19 protein-coding genes and 7 pseudogenes are annotated in these 19,122 nt (G+C 59.3%); 18 read left to right on the top strand and 8 right to left on the bottom strand.

The annotated features are described in order from the left end of the window. Window positions 1–85: 85 nt before the first annotated feature. The 4 genes from JFV26_RS16460 to JFV26_RS16445 form a co-directional block, all read right to left on the bottom strand. The gene (locus tag JFV26_RS16460) at window positions 86–1,510 is read right to left on the bottom strand and encodes an MFS transporter (RefSeq protein WP_201193976.1); all 1,425 of its coding nucleotides are present in this window, start codon (window positions 1,508–1,510) and stop codon (window positions 86–88) included. A 125-nt stretch (window positions 1,511–1,635) separates the two neighbouring features. Further along, window positions 1,636–2,376 carry an NAD-dependent epimerase/dehydratase family protein gene (locus tag JFV26_RS16455; RefSeq protein ID WP_201193974.1) on the bottom strand — a complete coding sequence of 247 codons (741 nt, stop codon included), beginning with the start codon at window positions 2,374–2,376 and terminating at the stop codon, window positions 1,636–1,638. Window positions 2,377–2,418: 42 nt separating this feature from the next. Continuing rightward, window positions 2,419–3,051, bottom strand: coding sequence for a glutathione S-transferase family protein (locus JFV26_RS16450; RefSeq protein WP_201193972.1), 633 nt, complete (start codon window positions 3,049–3,051; stop codon window positions 2,419–2,421). Between the two features lie 71 nt (window positions 3,052–3,122). Beyond that, complete coding sequence (locus tag JFV26_RS16445) at window positions 3,123–3,554, bottom strand: PACE efflux transporter (protein ID WP_201193970.1); 432 nt, start codon at window positions 3,552–3,554, stop codon at window positions 3,123–3,125. Window positions 3,555–3,674: 120 nt separating this feature from the next. Here JFV26_RS16445 and JFV26_RS16440 point away from each other — a divergent pair, with 120 nt between their 5' ends. The 6 genes and pseudogenes from JFV26_RS16440 (at window position 3,675) to JFV26_RS33605 (ending at window position 6,160) form a co-directional block, all read left to right on the top strand. Beyond that, window positions 3,675–4,547: a LysR family transcriptional regulator gene (locus JFV26_RS16440; protein ID WP_201193968.1), complete on the top strand. Its 873-nt coding sequence runs from the start codon at window positions 3,675–3,677 to the stop codon at window positions 4,545–4,547. 16 nt (window positions 4,548–4,563) lie between these two features. Continuing rightward, window positions 4,564–4,726, top strand: a pseudogene (locus JFV26_RS16435) (DUF6124 family protein); the annotation flags it as partial. A gap of 158 nt (window positions 4,727–4,884) precedes the next feature. Further along, window positions 4,885–5,086 (top strand): annotated as a pseudogene (locus JFV26_RS33620) (DUF6124 family protein); the annotation flags it as partial. A gap of 158 nt (window positions 5,087–5,244) precedes the next feature. After that, window positions 5,245–5,446, top strand: a pseudogene (locus JFV26_RS33615) (DUF6124 family protein); the annotation flags it as partial. Window positions 5,447–5,604: 158 nt separating this feature from the next. Next, a pseudogene (locus JFV26_RS33610) lies at window positions 5,605–5,806 on the top strand (DUF6124 family protein); the annotation flags it as partial. A 158-nt stretch (window positions 5,807–5,964) separates the two neighbouring features. After that, window positions 5,965–6,160 (top strand): annotated as a pseudogene (locus JFV26_RS33605) (DUF6124 family protein). 189 nt (window positions 6,161–6,349) lie between these two features. Here the strand turns inward: JFV26_RS33605 and JFV26_RS16410 are convergent. Continuing rightward, on the bottom strand, window positions 6,350–7,381 hold the full coding sequence (locus JFV26_RS16410) for a LacI family DNA-binding transcriptional regulator (RefSeq protein WP_201193966.1): 1,032 nt from the start codon (window positions 7,379–7,381) through the stop codon (window positions 6,350–6,352). Window positions 7,382–7,596: 215 nt separating this feature from the next. On the opposite strand from JFV26_RS16410, the gene JFV26_RS16405 reads away from it, so the two are divergent. Together JFV26_RS16405 and JFV26_RS16400 are read left to right on the top strand one after the other, a co-directional pair. Beyond that, window positions 7,597–8,130, top strand: coding sequence for a gluconokinase (locus tag JFV26_RS16405; protein WP_201193964.1), 534 nt, complete (start codon window positions 7,597–7,599; stop codon window positions 8,128–8,130). Window positions 8,131–8,211: 81 nt separating this feature from the next. Continuing rightward, on the top strand, window positions 8,212–9,564 hold the full coding sequence (locus JFV26_RS16400) for a GntP family permease (RefSeq protein ID WP_201193962.1): 1,353 nt from the start codon (window positions 8,212–8,214) through the stop codon (window positions 9,562–9,564). A gap of 332 nt (window positions 9,565–9,896) precedes the next feature. Here the strand turns inward: JFV26_RS16400 and alaC are convergent. Then, window positions 9,897–11,113 (bottom strand): annotated as a pseudogene (gene alaC, locus JFV26_RS16395) (alanine transaminase). Between the two features lie 138 nt (window positions 11,114–11,251). Between alaC and JFV26_RS16390 the strand changes: the two are divergent. From JFV26_RS16390 to JFV26_RS16370, 5 genes are all read left to right on the top strand, one after another. After that, complete coding sequence (locus JFV26_RS16390) at window positions 11,252–11,914, top strand: LysE family translocator (protein WP_201193960.1); 663 nt, start codon at window positions 11,252–11,254, stop codon at window positions 11,912–11,914. Window positions 11,915–11,981: 67 nt separating this feature from the next. Continuing rightward, window positions 11,982–12,470, top strand: a complete 489-nt coding sequence (locus JFV26_RS16385; RefSeq protein ID WP_201193958.1) for a GyrI-like domain-containing protein — start codon at window positions 11,982–11,984, stop codon at window positions 12,468–12,470. A gap of 314 nt (window positions 12,471–12,784) precedes the next feature. Then, window positions 12,785–13,273, top strand: a complete 489-nt coding sequence (locus tag JFV26_RS16380; protein WP_201193956.1) for a GNAT family N-acetyltransferase — start codon at window positions 12,785–12,787, stop codon at window positions 13,271–13,273. Window positions 13,274–13,373: 100 nt separating this feature from the next. After that, window positions 13,374–13,640 carry a type II toxin-antitoxin system Phd/YefM family antitoxin gene (locus JFV26_RS16375; protein ID WP_201194241.1) on the top strand — a complete coding sequence of 89 codons (267 nt, stop codon included), beginning with the start codon at window positions 13,374–13,376 and terminating at the stop codon, window positions 13,638–13,640. After that, entirely contained in the window at window positions 13,633–13,974 is a 342-nt protein-coding gene (locus tag JFV26_RS16370) for a type II toxin-antitoxin system RelE/ParE family toxin (RefSeq protein ID WP_201193954.1), read from the top strand. The genes JFV26_RS16375 and JFV26_RS16370 overlap by 8 nt, the downstream gene beginning before the upstream one ends. A gap of 91 nt (window positions 13,975–14,065) precedes the next feature. Here JFV26_RS16370 and JFV26_RS16365 read toward each other — a convergent pair. Continuing rightward, window positions 14,066–14,550 (bottom strand): annotated as a pseudogene (locus JFV26_RS16365) (GNAT family N-acetyltransferase). A 141-nt stretch (window positions 14,551–14,691) separates the two neighbouring features. Here JFV26_RS16365 and JFV26_RS16360 point away from each other — a divergent pair. The 4 genes from JFV26_RS16360 (at window position 14,692) to JFV26_RS16345 (ending at window position 17,282) form a co-directional block, all read left to right on the top strand. Continuing rightward, window positions 14,692–15,117 carry a YybH family protein gene (locus JFV26_RS16360; RefSeq protein WP_201193952.1) on the top strand — a complete coding sequence of 142 codons (426 nt, stop codon included), beginning with the start codon at window positions 14,692–14,694 and terminating at the stop codon, window positions 15,115–15,117. A 66-nt stretch (window positions 15,118–15,183) separates the two neighbouring features. Beyond that, window positions 15,184–15,528 carry a YciI family protein gene (locus JFV26_RS16355; RefSeq protein WP_201193950.1) on the top strand — a complete coding sequence of 115 codons (345 nt, stop codon included), beginning with the start codon at window positions 15,184–15,186 and terminating at the stop codon, window positions 15,526–15,528. Between the two features lie 27 nt (window positions 15,529–15,555). After that, window positions 15,556–16,047 (top strand): SRPBCC family protein, encoded by a 492-nt coding sequence (locus JFV26_RS16350; protein WP_201193948.1) that lies wholly within the window; start codon window positions 15,556–15,558, stop codon window positions 16,045–16,047. Then, window positions 16,047–17,282, top strand: a complete 1,236-nt coding sequence (locus tag JFV26_RS16345) for an RNA polymerase sigma factor (RefSeq protein WP_201193946.1) — start codon at window positions 16,047–16,049, stop codon at window positions 17,280–17,282. The genes JFV26_RS16350 and JFV26_RS16345 overlap by 1 nt, the downstream gene beginning before the upstream one ends. A gap of 145 nt (window positions 17,283–17,427) precedes the next feature. On the opposite strand, the gene JFV26_RS16340 is transcribed toward JFV26_RS16345, so the two are convergent. After that, window positions 17,428–18,153 carry an SDR family oxidoreductase gene (locus JFV26_RS16340; protein ID WP_201193944.1) on the bottom strand — a complete coding sequence of 242 codons (726 nt, stop codon included), beginning with the start codon at window positions 18,151–18,153 and terminating at the stop codon, window positions 17,428–17,430. 111 nt (window positions 18,154–18,264) lie between these two features. On the opposite strand from JFV26_RS16340, the gene JFV26_RS16335 reads away from it, so the two are divergent. Then, on the top strand, window positions 18,265–19,107 hold the full coding sequence (locus JFV26_RS16335; RefSeq protein WP_201193942.1) for a LysR family transcriptional regulator: 843 nt from the start codon (window positions 18,265–18,267) through the stop codon (window positions 19,105–19,107). Window positions 19,108–19,122 lie beyond the last annotated feature (15 nt).

Below are 19,122 nucleotides of genomic sequence, written 5' to 3'. Positions count from 1 at the left end.
TGCCGCGGCTGAAGCGCCCTGTTTTTGGGGCATTTGAGCGACGGCAGCGGTCAAACTTTGCCGCTGGGCGGCAACCGCGCAGGCGTCAGCGGTGAGCAATGTTCTCCAGTGCCAGGTTCCGTGTGCGTGGCCCGAAGTAACCGATGGTCATCATCACGATCAACATGCTGCTGACAATAAACGCCAGCACCCCCGGCGTGCCGAAGTGTTCGAGAAAGATCCCGATCAGCAAACTGCTGAACACCGTCGACAACCGACTGAACGAATAGCAGAAGCCCACGGCCCGGGCGCGGATGTTGGTGGGGAACAGTTCGCTTTGGTAGGCGTGATAGGCGAAGCTCAGCCAGGCGTTGCAGAAGGTGATCATCACCCCGCAGACGATCAGCCCGACAGCGCTGGTCTGCAGCGCGAACAGCGTGCCGAAGGTCATGGCGCCCAAGGCCGAACCGACGATCTGCCATTTGTTCTCGAAGCGGTTGGCGAACTTCACGAACAGCAGCGGTCCGAGCGGGTAGGCCAGGGTGATGATGAAGGCGTACATCAGGCTGTGGGTCACGCTCACGCCTTGGCCCGAAAGCAGCGCCGGCAACCAGTTGCCGAAACCGAAGAAGCCGATGGCCTGGAACACGTGGAAGACAATCAGCATTAACGCCCGACGACGATAGGGCGGTTGCCAGATATCGGCAAAACGCCCCGAACCCTGAACGTCGACCGCCGCCAGTTCCGGCGCGTCCAGCGGCTTGCCCTGATCCTTTACGCAGCGCGCCTCAATGACATCAAGGATCCGGCTGGCCTCGTCGAACCGGCCATGCTGGGCCAGCCAGCGTGGCGACTCCGGCAACCGTGAGCGCAGCCACCAGATGAACAGCGCAAACACCGCGCTGGCCAACACCACCCAGCGCCAGCCCGACACCCCGAACGGCGCCTGCGGCACCAGCCACCACGACATCAACGCCACCGCCGGCACCGAGAGAAATTGCACGAAAAAGGCAAAGGCAAACGCCGAACTGCGCATCCGCTTGGGCACCAGCTCCGACAGGTAGGCGTCGATGGTCACCAGCTCGATGCCCAGGCCAATCCCCACCAGAAAACGCATGCAGATAATGCCCGGCGCCGAACTCTGCACGCCCATGGCAACCGTCGCGACGGTGTACCAGATCAGCGCAAAGGTGAAGATGGCGCGGCGGCCGAAGCGGTCAGCCAAAGGGCTGAGCAGGCTGGCGCCAAGGAACAACCCCAGAAACGTCGCCGAGGCAAACGCGGCCTGATCGGAGAAACCGAACACGCCTTGGCTGCCCGTGGCGAAGATGCCGTCGCGAATCAGGCCGGGGCTGATGTAGGCCGTCTGGAACAGGTCATACAGCTCGAAAAAACCACCAATCGACAGCAACGCCACCAGCCTCCATATCGTGGAGACGGCGGGGAGGCGGTCGATGCGGGCGGAGATCTGTGCGGCGCGAACAGGGTCGATGCCGTCTGATTGAGCAGCGGCGGGGGAGTGAGCAGGCATGGGCTGATCCGATTCTTGTTGAAGGGGAAGCTTAGCCTGCTATCGGAAATGAAAGGTTGTGATTTTTTGCTGCGTTGTGACGAGTTACGCTGAGTTATTGCAAAAACGCCTCAGGTTTTAAGGGTTTATGGCGCGATCGGCAGATCAAACTCGCGAAACGCATCATCCACCGGCAAATAACCCAGAACCCGCGTGGTTTCGCTGAGATCGAGACGCTTGAAGCGGTTGTTGGAAATGCCATGGGCGATCAGGTGCTGCACGCCTTCGACTTCCACCGAGCGCTGCAGTAGCTGCACCGCGTCCCGAGGGCTGAGCCAGGCGCTCAAGTCTCGCGCGTTGGTCAGCTCATGACGATCCGGGAATTCGAAGGCGCCGATGCGAATGGCAATGGTCGAGAGCCCGCGCTTGGCTGCGTAGAACGCGCACAACGCTTCGCCATAACACTTGCTGACGCCGTATAGATTGGCCGGCATGACCTGCATGCCCGGAGTGATCTGCCGGTCCACCGGATAACCTTCGATGGTTTGCGCGCTGCTGGCGAATATCAGCCGCTTGCAACCGGCCGCCACCGCCGCTTCGAACAGGTAGGTGGTGGCCAGAATATTGTTCGGCAACAGCTCATCGAAGGTCGCGCTGGCGTGGGGGATGCCGGCCAGGTGGACGATGACGTCGATGCCTTCCAGCGCTTCTTCCATTGCCTTGGGATCGGCCATGTCCAGGCGCACAAAACGGTGGGGCGCCTCGACCGGGAAGTCGGGTTCGACGCGGTCCGTCAGCACAAAGGTGTAACGATCCTTCGAGGCGTCGAAAAAGGTTTTGCCTATTCTGCCGCAAGCGCCGGTCAGCAGTACGTTGAGTCCGTTCATGTGTCTCTCTTTTTCGGGAAGGGGTTGGGCGTTTGTCTTGCGCTATGGCAAGCCATTGCAGCCGTGCTTCATAAAGCCCGGACGCTGCGCCAATCGTTGGAAATACTCGTCGACAGCGGGAAAGTCGGGCCGCTCCATCGGTGTCATCAGCCATCGATTGACGGACAAACCGATCACGATGTCGGCCAGGGTGAACCGTGGCCCGGCGACGTAGGTTTTGGTAGCCGCGAGCTGCTGCTCAAGGATGCCCATCTTGTGATTCCATTCATTAACGCCAACGGCAATCTGGTGCGGATCCTGGAACTCGGGGTCTTTGCGCACCAGCGCGGTGAAGGCGTAGCTCCAGGACCGATTGAGCTCGGTGGCCTGCCAATCCATCCATTGTTCCACCCGAGCGCGGGCTGCCGGTTCTCCGGGCAGCAATTCGTGGTTGTGATGCTTGCCGGCCAGGTAACGGCAAATGGTGTTGGACTCCCACAACACCCCGGCCTCATCGATGATCACCGGCACTTGGGCGTTGGGGTTCAGACGGGTGAACTCGGGGCTGTGGGTCGAGGCAAAACCGCTGCCCCAATCCTCACGTTCGTAGGAAACGCCCAGCTCCTCACAAGTCCACAGGACTTTTCTGACGTTGATGGACGACGCTTTACCGAGAATCTTCAGTGCATGTTCCATGGAGCTACTCCTTTAGCGAATCGACGCCTCAGGAATCTAACAGCGTGTCCGCCAATGGGCGACTTTAAGTGTTAAGCAGGATCCGGCAGCGCCGAGGCCGGCAAACCAAACGTGCGATCGAACAACCAGTTGAACGCGAAGGTGTAGCACGGGATGAAGATGATCAGCGCCAGGTCGAGCAGAAACGCCTCGACCAGGCTGATGTTCATCCACCAGGCAATCAACGGGATGAGGAACACAATCAAGGTTAGTTGAAAACCCACGGCATGGGCGATGCGCCGTTTAACGGTGCGGGTGCGCGAAGGCTGGCGGCTTTCCCAGCGTTCGAACAGCGAGGTGTAGATGAAATTCCAGGTCACGGCGATGGTGGTGATGATCACCGCCAGCGGGCCGGTGCTGCCGGGCGAAGTGCCGGACAGCAACGCCAGGCCCAGGGCCGAGAAGGTCATGCCGATGACTTCATACAGTGACACGTAGACCAGTTTGCGTTTAACGCCTTGCATGGGTTTTTGCCTCTTTCTTGCGAACAGATGCCAGCAGCACTGGCGTAGGCGACAAAATATAGCTTCAATAGGTCTGATAGAAAAAGTCAGTAGCTTTCAGTTTTATTGATAGGACGTCGGATGAACTTCAACAGCGACAGCATCGAATTGTTTCTCGCGGTGATCGAGCGCGGCTCGTTTTCCGCAGCAGCCCGGGCGTTGGGCAAAGTGCCGTCGGCGGTGAGCATGGGCATCGGCAACCTCGAAGCCGAGCTCGGTTATCCACTGTTCGACCGTCGTCATCGCGAACCGGTGCCGACGGCCATGGCCAGTGCCCTGGTGCCGCATGCGCGGCTGATTTTCGATCAGCTCAAGCAGTTGCAGGTGCATGCGATCGAGTTGTCGCTGGGGCTGGAAAGCAAGTTATCGATTGGCGTGGTGGCGGACCTCGACAAGCGCGGTTTGATGGCGGCGATCAAGGTGATCGCCGAGCGTCATCCGCTGCTGGAAATCGAAGTGCTCAGCGCGCCGCAGGATGATGTGCTGGCGCTGCTCCATAGCGGTCGCGTCAGCGTCTGCCTGGCGTTCGCCGGGTTGAGCGTGAACGTACTGGAGCGTTTTCAGTTCGTCGGCACCGAACGGATGATCGCCACGCTGGCGGCGGATCATCCGTTGCATCAAGGGCAGGAGTTGTTCCTGGAGGATTTGGTGCATGTGCGGCAGATCATCGTCGCCAGCCGTGACTTGCCAATCAGCGAAACCCGGCCGCTGGTGGCTGAGTCTTACTGGCGTACCGACACATTGGCGGTGGCACTGGAAATGGTTGAGGCGGGATTGGGCTGGGGCAACTTTCCGTTGTCGGTGGTGCAGCCGCTACTGGACGCGGGAAGACTCAAGCGCTTGAGCTTTCGCAACATCGAGAACGGTTTGGTGCTGCCAGTGCACGCGGTGTGGCTCAAGAGCCAGCCGTTGCAGAAGGGCGCGTTGGCGTTTGTCGAGTTGATGGGGTGTTAAGCATGCGCCAATCCGACTGGCCCACGCCTGCGAATCACTGGCTTCGGCCTGTGACCCATGACTTTGCCGCGTTTCTGGAAGGTACGCAGCGCAACACGGCGCTGGGCATTGTGCAGATCATCCAGCAGGCGGAGCTGGTGCTGAATCGGGTGCTGGATAACCTCGATCCACAAGACTAAACGCTGAACCTGCGGGTCGGACACCCTCCCGTAGGAGCTGCCGAAGGCTGCGATCTTTTGATCTTGTTTTTAAAGATCAAGATCAAAAGATCGCAGCCTTCGGCAGCTCCTACAGGGGGCGATCCAGGTTTGAGAGCGTCGGGTGCTCTCGCGCACCAATCTTCTCTATCAACCCCAACGTCGACAACGAAACCCTGCTGGCCCACGCCTGCGAATCACTGGCTTCGGCCTGTGACCCATGACTTTGCCGCGTTTCTGGAAGGTACGCAGCGCAACACGGCGCTGGGCATTGCGCAGATCATCCAGCAGGCGGAGCTGGTGGTGAATCGGGTGCTGGATAACCTCGATCCACAAGACTAAACGCTGAACCTGCGGGTCGGACACCCTCCCGTAGGAGCTGCCGAAGGCTGCGATCTTTTGATCTTGTTTTTAAAGATCAAGATCAAAAGATCGCAGCCTTCGGCAGCTCCTACAGGGGGCGATCCAGGTTTGAGAGCGTCGGGTGCTCTCGCGCACCAATCTTCTCTATCAACCCCAACGTCGACAACGAAACCCTGCTGGCCCACGCCTGCGAATCACTGGCTTCGGCCTGTGACCCATGACTTTGCCGCGTTTCTGGAAGGTACGCAGCGCAACACGGCGCTGGGCATTGCGCAGATCATCCAGCAGGCGGAGCTGGTGCTGAATCGGGTGCTGGATAACCTCGATCCACAAGACTAAACGCTGAACCTGCGGGTCGGACACCCTCCCGTAGGAGCTGCCGAAGGCTGCGATCTTTTGATCTTGTTTTTAAAGATCAAGATCAAAAGATCGCAGCCTTCGGCAGCTCCTACAGGGGGCGATCCAGGTTTGAGAGCGTCGGGTGCTCTCGCGCACCAATCTTCTCTATCAACCCCAACGTCGACAACGAAACCCTGCTGGCCCACGCCTGCGAATCACTGGCTTCGGCCTGTGACCCATGACTTTGCCGCGTTTCTGGAAGGTACGCAGCGCAACACGGCGCTGGGCATTGCGCAGATCATCCAGCAGGCGGAACTGGTGGTGAATCGGGTGCTGGATAACCTCGATCCACAAGACTAAACGCTGAACCTGCGGGTCGGACACCCTCCCGTAGGAGCTGCCGAAGGCTGCGATCTTTTGATCTTGTTTTTAAAGATCAAGATCAAAAGATCGCAGCCTTCGGCAGCTCCTACAGGGGGCGATCCAGGTTTGAGAGCGTCGGGTGCTCTTGCGCACCAATCTTTTCTATCAACCCCAACGTCGACAACGAAACCCTGCTGGCCCACGCCTGCGAATCACTGGCTTCGGCCTGTGACCCATGACTTTGCCGCGTTTCTGGAAGGTACGCAGCGCAACACGGCACTGGGGATTGCGCAGATCATCCAGCAGGCAGAGCTGGCGGTGAATCGGGTGCTGGATAACCTCGATCCATAAGGTCGGGATCTGTAGCAGCTGTCGAGCCCCGCGAGGCAGCGTCCGGCGGCGAAGCCGTCGTGAAATCAGGCTATGCGGTGTGTCAGGTTGACCGCGTGCTTTGGGTTTACGACGGCTGCGCCGCCGGACGCTGCCTCGCGGGGCTCGACAGCTGCTACAAAGCACCCGTTGCGTTGGCCTGTCGCCACATCAGGTGCTCTCGCGCACCTTCAACTCAAACCCCATGTCCTGCACCGGTTTGGCCACGGCATTGCCGGCCATCAGCGTCAGCATCTGTTCCGCCGCGCGCCGGCCGATGGCTTCGCGCGGGGTGCTGATGCTGCTCAGGCGCGGCACCATGTGCGCCGAGGCCGGCAGGTCGTTGAAACCGAGGATCGCCACTTGCTCGGGGATCTTGATCCCGCAGCGCATGGCTTCGAGCAGTGCGCCCTGGGCCAGGTCGTCGTTGCCAAAGAAGATCGCATCGACATCGGGATGGCTGGCCAGCAGTTGCAGGAACAGCTCGCCGCCCAAACCGACGGAGGAGGCGCGCGGGGTCAGGACTTCCAGGTCCGGGTCGTATAAACCAGCCTTTTGCAGGGCTTTGCGAAAGCCTTCACCACGCAGCAAAGTGCGTTGGTCCAGTTGCGCGCCGATGTAGGCCAGGCGTTTTCGACCGCGGGACAGCAAATGCTCGGCTGCCGTTTCACCCGCGGCCAGTTGCGAGAAGCCGACGCAATTAAGACCCGCGCCGCTGTCCAGTTCCATCATGTACACGCAGGGAATATTGCTCGCCTCGATCATCCGTCGCGAGCTTTCGGTGCGGTCGAAACCGGTCAGCAGCAAGCCGCGTGGCTGATAGGCCATGTAGTTACGCAGCAGGTTTTCCTCTTCATCACGCGAGTAATGGAAGTTGCCGATCAGTACTTCAAAGCCTTTGGGCCGCAAAACCTGATGAATGGCTTCCAGCGTATCGATGAACAACAGGTTGGACAGCGACGGCACCAACACCACCACCGAATGGCTCTGGGCCGAGGCGAGGGCGCGGGCGGCGGGGTTGACCACGTAGTTCAGCTCAAGCGCCGCTTTCTGGACTTTCTCCACCAGTTCAGTGGCCACGGTGCTGACGCCGCGCAAGGCCCGGGAAGCGGTAATCGGACTGACGCCGGCCAGGCGCGCGACTTCATTGAGGGTAGGGCGGCCAGTGGTGCGTGTATTTTTATCGTTTTTAGGGGCGGTCATCGGGCGGCTTGCCAAACAAAATTCAAGGCACTAAGGTAGCGCTGTCCCGAAGCAGCTGCAAATGCGTAAGCGAGTTTTGCCTGAACCTCGCTTTTTGGCCTCGTGAGCGAACATGCTGCAACCCACAAAAATGACAAGAAGGCGTCGGCAACTTCTACTTTTGGTTTAGTGTCATAACTGGCAAAGGTAGCGCTGTCTGCTCGCTGAGGTGTTTCATGAATCATCCCATCACCGCCCTGGTCATCATGGGCGTTGCCGGTTGCGGCAAGACTTGCGTCAGCGAGGCCTTGTGCCAACTCAGCGGCGCGACTGCCATTGAAGGCGATACGTTCCACCCTGCCGCCAATATCGAAAAGATGAGCGCGGGTATTCCCCTGAATGACGAAGACCGTGCTGGCTGGCTCGACAGCCTGTGCGATGAACTGCGCCGCGTCGATGCCAAGGGCGAACGCCCGGTGCTGACCTGCTCGGCCCTCAAACACAGTTACCGCGAAGTATTGCGCAGTGCCTTGCCGGGCCTGGGCTTCGTGTTCCTTGAACTGACCCCTGAAGTCGCCGCCGAACGTGTGTCCCATCGACCGGGTCACTTCATGCCGTCGACCCTGATCGACAGCCAGTTCGCCACCCTTGAGTCGCCAGTCGGTGAGCCCTTGACCCTGGCCCTCGACGCCTCGAATCACAGCGTCGACCAATTGGCTCAACAAGCTCAAGCCTGGTGGCTCAAACACGGTTTGAAACTCGCCGGTTAAGTCTTGCTCCAAGAGATAGCGCTGTCCTGATGGCTTTTGAATAATTGCTTTCATAACAACAACAAACAGGAGACACCCCCCATGTTTGGCATGTCCCATGAAACCTTCCTACTGCTGGATGCAGTGGTCACCGTGATCGGGCTTATCTTCCTGATCACCAAATTCAAACTGCACCCGTTCATTGCCCTGATCATCGCCGCCGGCTTCCTCGGGCTGACCTCCGGCATGCCGGTGGGCACCATTCTCAAGGCGTTCCAGGACGGCTTCGGTGGGGTGCTCGGTTTTGTCGGGATCATCCTCGCGCTGGGCACCATGCTCGGCAAAATGATGGCCGAGTCGGGCGGGGCGGATCAGATTGCCCAAACGCTGATTCGCGCGTTCGGCAAAGAGCGCGTGCAGTGGGCCATGATGTTCGCGGCGTTCCTGGTGGGTATTCCGCTGTTCTTCGAAATCGGCTTCGTGCTCCTGATTCCATTGGTGTTCATCGTTGCCCGGCGTACCGGCGTGTCGATCATCAAGATCGGTATCCCGCTGCTGGCCGGTCTGTCGGCGGTGCACGGCCTGGTGCCTCCGCACCCCGGCCCGCTATTGGCCATCGGTGTGTTCGGTGCCGACATCGGTAAAACCATTCTGTACGGCCTGATCGTTGCGTTGCCGACGGCCATCATTGCCGGCCCGATCTACGGCACGTTCATCGCCAAGTACATTCCCGGTCATGCCAACCAGGAGCTGGTGGATCAACTGGCGCGTGAGCCACAAGCCGCCACGTTGCCGAGCTTCGCCATTACCCTGATCACCGTGCTGTTGCCGGTGTTCCTGATGCTGCTCAAGACGTTTGCCGACGTGGCGCTGCCGGACGGGCATTTCTTCCGCAACTGGATGGACCTGATCGGTCACCCGATTTCGGCACTGTTGCTGGCGTTGCTGCTATCGCTGTACACCTTCGGCCATCGTCAGGGCATCGGTTCCAAACAGATTCTCAAACTGCTGGATTCGAGCCTTGCGCCGACCGCCGCGATCATTCTGATCATTGGTGCCGGTGGTGGCTTCAAACAGATGCTGGTGACCAGCGGTGTGGGTGATGTGATCGGCCACATGGCGGTAAACGCGCAGATCTCGCCGATCCTGCTGGCCTGGCTGGTAGCGGCGGTGATTCGCGTAGCCACGGGTTCGGCAACGGTGGCGACCATTACTGGCGCGGGCATTGTGGTGCCGGTGGTGGGGATGATTCCGGGTGTGAACCTCGAGCTGCTGGTGCTGGCTACCGGCGCGGGTTCGCTGGTCCTGTCACACGTCAACGACGCGGGTTTCTGGCTGGTGAAGCAGTACTTCAACATGACCGTGGCGGAAACCTTCAAGACCTGGACGGCGATGGAAACCATCCTGTCTGTGGTCGCGCTTGGCTTCATTATGTTGTTGTCGCTGGTGGTCTGACCCGATCGGCGAACACAAAAAAACCGCAGCGATGCGGTTTTTTTGTGGGTGACTCGAAAACCCTGAAACTCCTGAAACTCCTAAAACTCCTGAAACTCCTAAAACTCCCTGTAGGAGCTGCCGAGTGAAACGAGGCTGCGATCTTTTGATCTTGATCCGAAAAAACAAGATCAAAAGATCGCAGCCTCGTTTCACTCGGCAGCTCCTACAATGGCGGTAGTTCGTAGTTCGTAGTTCGTAGTTCGTAGTTCGTAGTTCGCAGTCGGCAATCAGCAGTCAGCAGTCAGCAGTCAGCAATCAGCAATCAGCAATCAGCAGTCAGGTGAAATGCATCAGGCGCCGGTTTTGGTGACCAGCCCATCCGCCCGGAACATCCCGCGAATCCCGCGCACGGCCTGACGAATCCGGTCCTGGTTTTCGATCAGTGCGAAGCGCACATGATCATCCCCGTATTCCCCGAATCCTACGCCCGGCGAGACGCAGACCTTCGCCTCGGCGAGCATTTTCTTGGCGAACTCCAGCGAGCCCAAATGTGCGTAGGCCTCGGGAATCTTGGCCCAGACGTACATCGCCGCTTTCGGATTTTCAACCATCCAGCCCAGTTCATGCAGGCCTTTGACCAACACGTTGCGACGCTGGCGGTACTGCTCGGCGATGTCTTTGACGCACTGCTGATCGCCTTCGAGCGCGGCAATCGCTGCTACTTGAAGCGGAGTGAAGGTGCCGTAGTCGTGGTAGCTCTTGATCCGCGCCAGGGCGTTGACCAGTTCGGCGTTACCGACCATGAAACCAATCCGCCAGCCCGCCATGTTGTAGCTCTTGGACAGGGTGAAAAACTCCACCGCAATGTCCTTGGCGCCCGGCACTTGCATGATCGACGGGGCTTTCCAGCCGTCGTAGACGATGTCGGCGTAGGCCAGGTCGTGTACCACCAGAACGTCGTACTGTTTGGCGAGGGCGATCACGCGTTCGAAGAAGTCCAGCTCCACGCATTGAGCCGTGGGGTTCGAAGGGAAACCGAGAATCATCATCTTCGGTTTCGGGATCGAGCCGCGAATTGCGCTTTCCAGTTCGGCGAAGAAGTCCACGCCCGGGATCAACGGCACCGAACGCACCTGGGCGCCGGCAATCACCGCGCCGTAGATGTGAATCGGGTAGCTGGGGTTCGGCACCAGCACGGTGTCGCCCTGGTCGAGGGTGGCCAGCATCAAGTGCGCCAGGCCTTCCTTGGAGCCGATGGTGACAATGGCTTCGGTTTCCGGGTCGATGTCGACCTCGTAGCGATCCTTGTACCAATTGGAAATCGCCCGGCGCAGACGCGGAATGCCCTTGGACGTTGAATAACCATGGGTGTCTTCGCGCTGGGCGACGGTCACCAGTTTTTCGACGATGTGCGGCGGGGTCGGGCCATCTGGGTTGCCCATGCTGAAGTCGATGATGTCTTCGCCACGACGACGGGCGGCCATCTTCAGCTCGGCAGTGATGTTGAATACGTAAGGGGGAGTCGATCTATGCGCGCAAAGCGGCGCGGCGAACCAGGGTTGGCCATTGTTGCCTCGGATAACGTGAGCGCCCGGAACCGTCCGAGCGACGCTGGCCACTGCGGTGGCCTGTGGCGGAATGTAAGGGCTGTTGTGGCACACTGTCCAGCGACGATGTGAACAATTTTTTCGAAGGAAACGGGTTGATGGAATTTAGCAGTGGCTTCTTGCTGAGCCTTTCGTTGTGCCTGGATATCGGCGTGGCCAACATTGCAATGATCACTTTGGCGATGCAACGCGGCTATTTCCAAGGCTTTGCGCTGGGGCTGGGGAGCTGTGTCGGCGACCTGATCTACGCGGTGCTGGCACTGGCCGGAATGACCGTTTTGCTGCAATACGAAACCGTGCGCTGGGTGCTGTGGATCGGTGGTTCGGCGCTGCTGGTGTACTTCGCGGCGAAGATGATTTATTCGGCGATTCACCACGAAGCGGCGTTGGCCCAGACCGCCGAAGTCGGTCAGAACTCGCACCGCAAAGAATTTTTTCGTGGCATTTTCCTGGCGATGTCGTCGCCTAGCGCGATTCTCTGGTTCGCTGCAGTGGGCGGCACGCTGATCGCGCGTTCCGGCGGTGGTGGTGCACTCAGCTCGGCGTTGTTCCTCGGCGGGTTTCTCTGTGCCGGTCTGCTCTGGAGTGCCGGTTTGTGCTTCGCCGCCAGCCACGGTGGCAAGTTGCTAGGGGACAAGTTGTTGCGTTATTCCTACATGGCATCAGCGGCGATCTTCTGCTATTTCGCGGTGTACGTGATCCTATCGGGTTATAACGAGTTTATCGTCAAGGCTGCCGTCGAGCAGTTGCCGGGGCTCTGATTGGGCGAATCGGGTTTGGCTTCTATACTCCCAGCCGAACCCACTTTTTTGTATCAGGAGTCGAATCATGGATGAGCAAACACGCGTCAAACCGGCCGAGCCACGCTTCGAGAGCGGGCATTTTCTGCTCATTGCCGGGTTTGGCGGGCGATTTACCCAGGAAACCTCGAGAAAAATCCCCGAGCTCTGGGAGAAATTCATTCCCGAGATCGGCAAGATTCCTGGTCAAAAAGGCGAAGTGACCTACGGCATCTGCTGCAATCCCGACGGCAAGGGTGGGTTCGAATACATCGCCGGCGTCGAAATCAGCAAGCTCGACGACCTGCCCGAGAAGTACCGCTGGGTCGAGGTTCAGCCACAACATTACGCGGTGTTCGAACACCCGGGCGCACTGGATACCTTGGCGCAGACCTTTCAGTACATCTGGAAAACCTGGCTGCCGCAGTCTGGTCGTGCGGCGGCGGATGCCCCGGAGTTTGAACGCTACAGCGAGGACTTCAACCCGAAGCTCAATACCGGCGTGCTGGAAATCTGGCTGCCGCTCAAGCCCGAATGAATGCCGCGAGAGGCGGACCGTGCGTCCGCCTCCCGACTTGTCATTTGCCTTGCTTCATCCGTCGCGCCCGCAACAGGTCGACAGACAAGGTGATGAAGCCAAAGGTGCTGATACCCAACAGCATAAGAAGGCCGATCTGAACGCTGCTCATGGTGTGTTTCCCTATTGATGATCAGAGACAGGAAACACAAATAGTCCGAATCATTGAGCAATGACAGCGCCTATACGCAGGCTTTACGGCGCTTGCGGTGATCGATATGAACACCTTATTAATTTATGATCTCCCACCTTCCCATCGCTGAAACCGAGCTGCCATGAACACCGTCATCCGCCACGTCACGCCCGCTGATCTGGACCGCTGCTACGCCATCGAAACCGTGGCCTATGAAGGCGACGAAGCCGCCACCCGGGAAAAGATCGACACCCGTATCGCTACCTGGCCAGAAGGCTTCATCGTGGCGCAAGTGGACGGTGTGGTCGCCGGCTTCATCAATTCCGGAGCGGCATTTGAAGTGGAAATGTCGGACGAAGCCTTCAAGGAACTGATCGGCCACGACCCGGCCGGCCCGCATGTGGTGATCATGTCGGTGGTGGTGCACCCGGATTATCAGGGGCAGGGCCTGGCGAAACGCTTGATGAGCGAATTCATCGAGCGGATGCGCGCGATGGGCAAGGCCAGCATCCATTTGATGTGCAAGGAGCGGCACATTCCGTTGTATGCCGGGTTTGGGTTTGTCTACATCAAGCCGTCGGCGTCGGATCATGGCGGGATGGCGTGGCATGAGATGATGCTTGAGCTGTAACGGATAAAAATGAACAGTTGTGAAAGGTCTTTTAATGGCCTAAATTCAGACCATTGCTGTAATGGGTCATCCTGGCCAGATGGCTACAGAGGAATGAATGATGCGAGTAGAAACAATCAGTTTTGTTAAGAAAAACGCAGCTGCACTGGATCTTTCCGAGCCGATGCTCGTTACCCAGAATGGCATTCCCGCTTATGTGATCGAGTCGTACGAAGAGCGTAAACGGCGAGATGAGGCCATCGCGCTGATCAAGCTGCTTTCGTTCTCCTCTCGCGACAAGGAGCAGGGAAAGCTGATTTCTGGTGATACGTTGCTGGCCCGACTTGCTCAACGTCGTCAGTTGCTGCAAGACGACAACGATGCCTGAGGCTTTCAGAGTAGAGTTTGCGACCGCCGCGGAGCATGGGGTTATTTCACTGGAGCACTATCTGACGCAACAATCCGGCCACAAAAAAGCGGCACAGATGGTCGATCAACTAGTGATGCAGATCGTTACGGCTCTGAGCAGTCAGGCCCTTGTTTATGGTGTTTGCCAGGAAGCTGCGACCCTTGGGGTTACACATTTTCGTGAGTACTTGCCGATGGGCCAGCGGGTTTTGTATGAAGTGTTCCCGAGTGAAGGTCTTGTCGTGGTGGCTTTGGTTATCGGTCAGCGACAAAGTATCGAGAAGCAATTGCTCGACTACTGCTTGTTGCTCTGACAGTTCGCTACTTCTGCCAAGGGTTGCCTCAAGGCAACCCTTTTTGGTGAGTGCTCAATAAAGGCAACGCTTCTCCCTCAACGAAACAGAATCAAAAAACCAACCCCATCCGCCGCTCATAACCAATCCGGCCCTTGTACGCCTCGCCGCTGTCGACATAGCCATACTTGGCATACAGCGCGATAGCCGAGTCGTTATCGGCGTCGACCGACAATTCCAGCCCTTTGATTTCCGGGAATGCCTGGCGCGCGGCGGCGGGCAGGGCTTGCAGGCAGGCCTTGCCATACCCTTTGCCCTGGCAACGTTGATCCACTTGCAAGGCGTGCAACGTGGCGCTGTGTTCGTTGGCCCAGTCCGGCAAAACCGGGGGCGCTTGAGCAGCAGGAAGGCCACCGGAATCTCTTCGACCAGCAGCGCAAAACCTTTGACCCCAGGACCTGGCTTGGACAGCAAGGTGTGCAGCGCGCCGTGGATGTCGCCGCAGAATCTGATTTGTTCTTTGTGGACTTCGATGGCCTCGACCTGCTGGCGCTGGTGCGCGTTCAGGCTTTCGTAAGGCACGAGCTTGGCTGTCACTGGAGTGTCCTTTTTCCAACACAAATGAGTCTCGGATTCTAGCGAGTTTGCGTGCCTGGATTATTTTTATTTCGGTTGTCGATTTGCCTCTTCGTGGAGCGACTAAGGGTGTCTTCACAACAAAAACCACGGAGAACCACCATGAGTGCGCAAACACCCATTCATCACCTGATCGAAAACTACCGCCAGGCCGTCATCGCCAAGGACGTGGAAAAAGTCATGGCCCTGTATGCCGACGACATCGTGTCCTTCGACGCGGTCAAGGCCCTGCAATTCAAGGGCAAAGCGGCGTACCGCGCGCATTGGCAGGCCTGCATGGAAATGTGCCCTGGGCCGCACATCTTCGAATTCCACCAGATCGACATCGAGGCGTCGCAAGACATCGCCTTCGCCCATTGGCTGGCCCATTGCGGCGGCACCAATGACAAGGGCGAAACCCAGGCCTGCTGGATGCGCGTCACCGCGGGCTATCGGCAAACGGCGGGGCTTTGGCAGATAGTCCACGAACACTGGTCGGCGCCGTTCGACATGATGACCGGCACGACCCTGTTCGGGCTTGAGCCCTGATCGTCGGTTTTTTCGCCAAAGCATTAATCAGCAGCCATAGTTGATCAGCCGATCACGGAGAGCCCCATGAAATACCTATGCCTGGTTTACAGCAACGAACAGGCGTTGCACTCGCTGCCCGACAGTCCCGAGGATGCCGAGTGCAAGGCCTACGCCGAGTCGATCCAGGGCAGTGGCCGGATGGTCGCCGCCGAGGCGCTGGAGTCAGTGCAGACCGCCACCACGGTGCGGATGCGCAACGGAAAAATGTCGATCACCGACGGTCCGTTCGCCGAAACCAAGGAACAGTTGGCGGGCTTCTACCTGATCGATGCCAAAGACCTCAACGAAGCCATCCAGGTTGCCGGCAACATCCCGGCGGCCCGGGTCGGCTGCGTCGAGGTGCGTCCCGTTCGCCAGTTGAATCCCTGAACAATCAAAAATAAACAGGAGATCTGCATGAGCCCGCAACCGCTTGAAAAACAGCCTGCCCCATTCGAGTTGTCCATCAGCCGCCTGATCGACGCGCCACGCCAAAAAATCTTCCGCGCCTGGACCGAGCCGGCCTTGCTCGTCCAGTGGTGGGGGCCGCACGGCATGACCACGCCGGAGTGCGAAATGGACCTGTGGGTCGGCGGCCAGTTTCGCACCCTGATGCGCGCGCCCGACGGCAACGAGTACCCGACGATGGGCGTGTTCCTGGAGATCGTTGCGCCTGAGCGGCTGGTGTTCACCGATGCGTTTATCCCCGGCTGGATTCCGGCGGGCAAACCGTTCATGAGCGCCGAAGTGACCCTCGAAGACCAGGGCGGAAAAACCCTCTACACCGCCCGCGCCATGCACTGGAGTGAGGACGATCGCCAGGCTCATGAGGCCATGGGCTTCCACGACGGTTGGGGGCAGAGCCTCGAACGGTTGGTGACGCTGGTGACTGAAGGCATGCCAGACTGATGTCGGCCGAGGCGGTCAAGGTTCGAGTCGAGCAGGTCTATCGCGAAGACTCGCGGCGGATCCTTGCGACGCTGATCCGTTTGCTCGGCGATTTCGACCTCGCCGAAGAGGCCTTGCACGAGGCGTTCTTCGTCGCGGTCGAGCGCTGGCAGCGTGACGGAGTGCCGGACAATCCGCGCACTTGGTTGGTGTCCACCGGGCGCTTCAAAGCTATTGACGTGTTGCGTCGGCGCGCGCGTTTCAACGCATCGCGGCCGATGTTGATGGCTCAGTTGGCGGCGCTGGAGCAATCCGACTGGAGTGACGAAGACGTCGAAGACGATCGCCTGCGGCTGATCTTCACTTGCTGTCACCCGGCACTCGCGGCGGATGCGCAGGTGCCGCTGACCCTGCGCGAAGTCTGCGACCTGACCACGGAAGAAATCGCCCGGGCCTTCCTCTCGGCACCGGCGACCATTGCCCAGCGGATCGTGCGGGCCAAAGCGAAAATTCGTGACGCGAAAATCCCCTATCAAGTGCCTTCGCTGGCCGAGTTGCCCGAACGCCTCGACAGCGTATTACGGGTGATTTACCTGGTGTTCAATGAAGGCTACTCGGCGTCCATCGGTGCCGAACTGACCCGCGAAGACCTGACTCGCGAAGCGATTCGCCTCGGGCGCTTGTTGATGGAATTGTTGCCCGAGGGGGAGGTGATGGGGTTGCTGGCGCTGATGCTGTTGCATGAGTCGCGGCGCCCGGCCCGGACCTCGGACACTGGCGAGCTGATCCTGCTCGATGAGCAGGATCGTTCGCTGTGGGACGCAGCAATGATTGCCGAAGGTTGTGCACTGGTGGAGCGGGCGCTGACCCTGCGGCGCTTCGGACCGTATTGCCTGCAAGCGGCCATTGCGGCGGTGCATGCCGAAGCACCGACGGCGGGGGAGACGGATTGGCCGCAAATTGTTGGCTTGTACGATTTGTTACTACGGGCGGTGCCGTCACCGGTGATCGAATTGAACCGCGCCGTGGCGCTGGCCATGCGCGATGGGCCGTTGGCAGGGTTGACGGTGGTGGAAGGGATTCTGGGGCGCGGGGAATTGCTGGATTACCACTTGGCGCATTCGGCGCGGGCGCAGTTTTGTCGGCAATTGGGGCGGGTGGAAGAGGCACGGGGGGCGTATCAACGGGCGCTGGAGTTGACGCAGCAGGAGCCGGAGCAGCGGTTTATCGAGGGACGATTGCGAGCCTTGGGATGACCGGGTTCAGTGGCGCAGCGGCTGACGCCATCGCGGGCGAGCCTTGCTCCTACAGGATCAGGTCCAATCACAATAGTGCGATCGACTCTATACTGTAGGAGCAAGGCTTGCTCGCGATAAGGTCCGCAGGACCTTCAGCTTTTAATCAGGCCTGCTGCCGGGTAGCGGTCAACACAATCTCGCGAACACACACGTTCTGCGGCTGCTGATACGCATAAGCAATCGCCGAAGCCACATCCCCGGCACTCAACACCGTACCGCCCATGTCCTGTTTCCAGGCCTGGTAACCGGTCTTGATCGCCTCATCGGTGGTGTGGCTCAACAGCTCGGTTTCCACCGCGCCCGGTGCAATGGTGATCACCCGCACATTGTGCGGCGACAGCTCTTCACGCAGGTTTTCCGACAGGCCATGCACCGCGAATTTGGTGCCGACATAGGCCACGTGATTCGGGAACGTCTTGCGCCCGGCCACCGAGCTGATGTTGATGATCGTGCCGTGCTTGCGCTCGACCATCCCCGCGACCACCGCATGTACGCCGTTGAGCAAACCCTTCACATTGACGTCGAGCATCTGGTCCCACTGGGCCGGGTCCTGCTGGGTCATTTCACCCAGCAGCATCACCCCGGCGTTGTTGATCAAGGCATCCGCCGGACCGAATTGCGCTTCAGCCTCGGCGACCGCCGCGAGCAGCGCGGCGCGGTCGGTGATGTCGACGCGGCGGCTCAGGGTGTTCGGCAGTTCCAGCGCCTCCAGGCGTTCAACGCGGCGTGCCAGCAGCAGAAGTGGATGGCCGGCAGCGCTCAACAGCCTTGCAGCGGCTTCGCCAATGCCCGAACTGGCCCCGGTGATGATGATCAATGGCTTGCTCATGGCTAGACTCCTGAAATAAGAAAAACAAATATCTGAACGTGGGGCGCAGTATATTTACCGCCATTCAGGCTGAAAAATGCCTTATTCCTCTGTCTGCTATCGGAATTTCCTATGGATATCCGTCATCTCAAAGCTTTCCTCGCGGTGTTCGAGGAACGCAATATCACCGCCGCGGCCCAGCGGTTGTTCATCAGCCAGCCGACGTTGTCCGTGACCATCAAGCAACTCGAAGAAGAAATGGGTGCCGCGTTGTTTGTGCGTCAGCCTCGAGGTGTCGAGGTCAGTGACGAGGCGCGGGTGCTGTATCCGCAAGCGCGGCGGATGGTGGCCGAAGCCGAGGCCTTGAGCCGTTTGTTTCGGGGCCGGGAAAACCGTGCGCCGCTGACCCTGGGCATTGAAGGCGATATCGCAGATCGTCAGATCGAAGCCTTCGTGCGCATGGCTCATCAGGCGCTGCCCAACCTGCTGCTGACGCTGGAAGAAGGCTGCCACGGCGACGGTCGGTTGGCGGTGGAAGAGATGTGCTGCGAGGACGAACTGTTCCTGCCGTTATGGGAAGAGTCCTATGTGATGGCGTTGCCGGTCGGGCATCCGATGGCATCGGCGGAATCGGGGCAAGCCTGGGCGCCGATCGATGACTGGATCACCTGCCCGCAGCATCCGTCCCATCAGCGCTTGATGGCGTTGTACGGGCGTTCGCCGGAAGCGCTGGCGGGGCATGCCGGGTCATTGACACAGGCGCTGCACATGGTGGCCGCCGGGGTCGGCGTGGCGATGTTGCCGCAGTCGTTGGTCAGTGGGCACGCACGGGTCGTGACCCGCGCCCTGCACCTGCCGGCACCGACGCGTCGGGTCGGGTTGTGTTATGCGGCGCAGGCGCTGGAGTTGCCAGCGTTTCGCGGGTTGCATGAGTATTTTCAGGTGAATCGGCCGGTAGAGGTTGTGGCGGCATAACACAACCAAAATCAA

Source organism: Pseudomonas sp. TH31 (genome assembly GCF_016650815.1).
Taxonomy (GTDB): domain Bacteria; phylum Pseudomonadota; class Gammaproteobacteria; order Pseudomonadales; family Pseudomonadaceae; genus Aquipseudomonas.
This window is presented reverse-complemented; position numbering and strand designations above follow the sequence as displayed.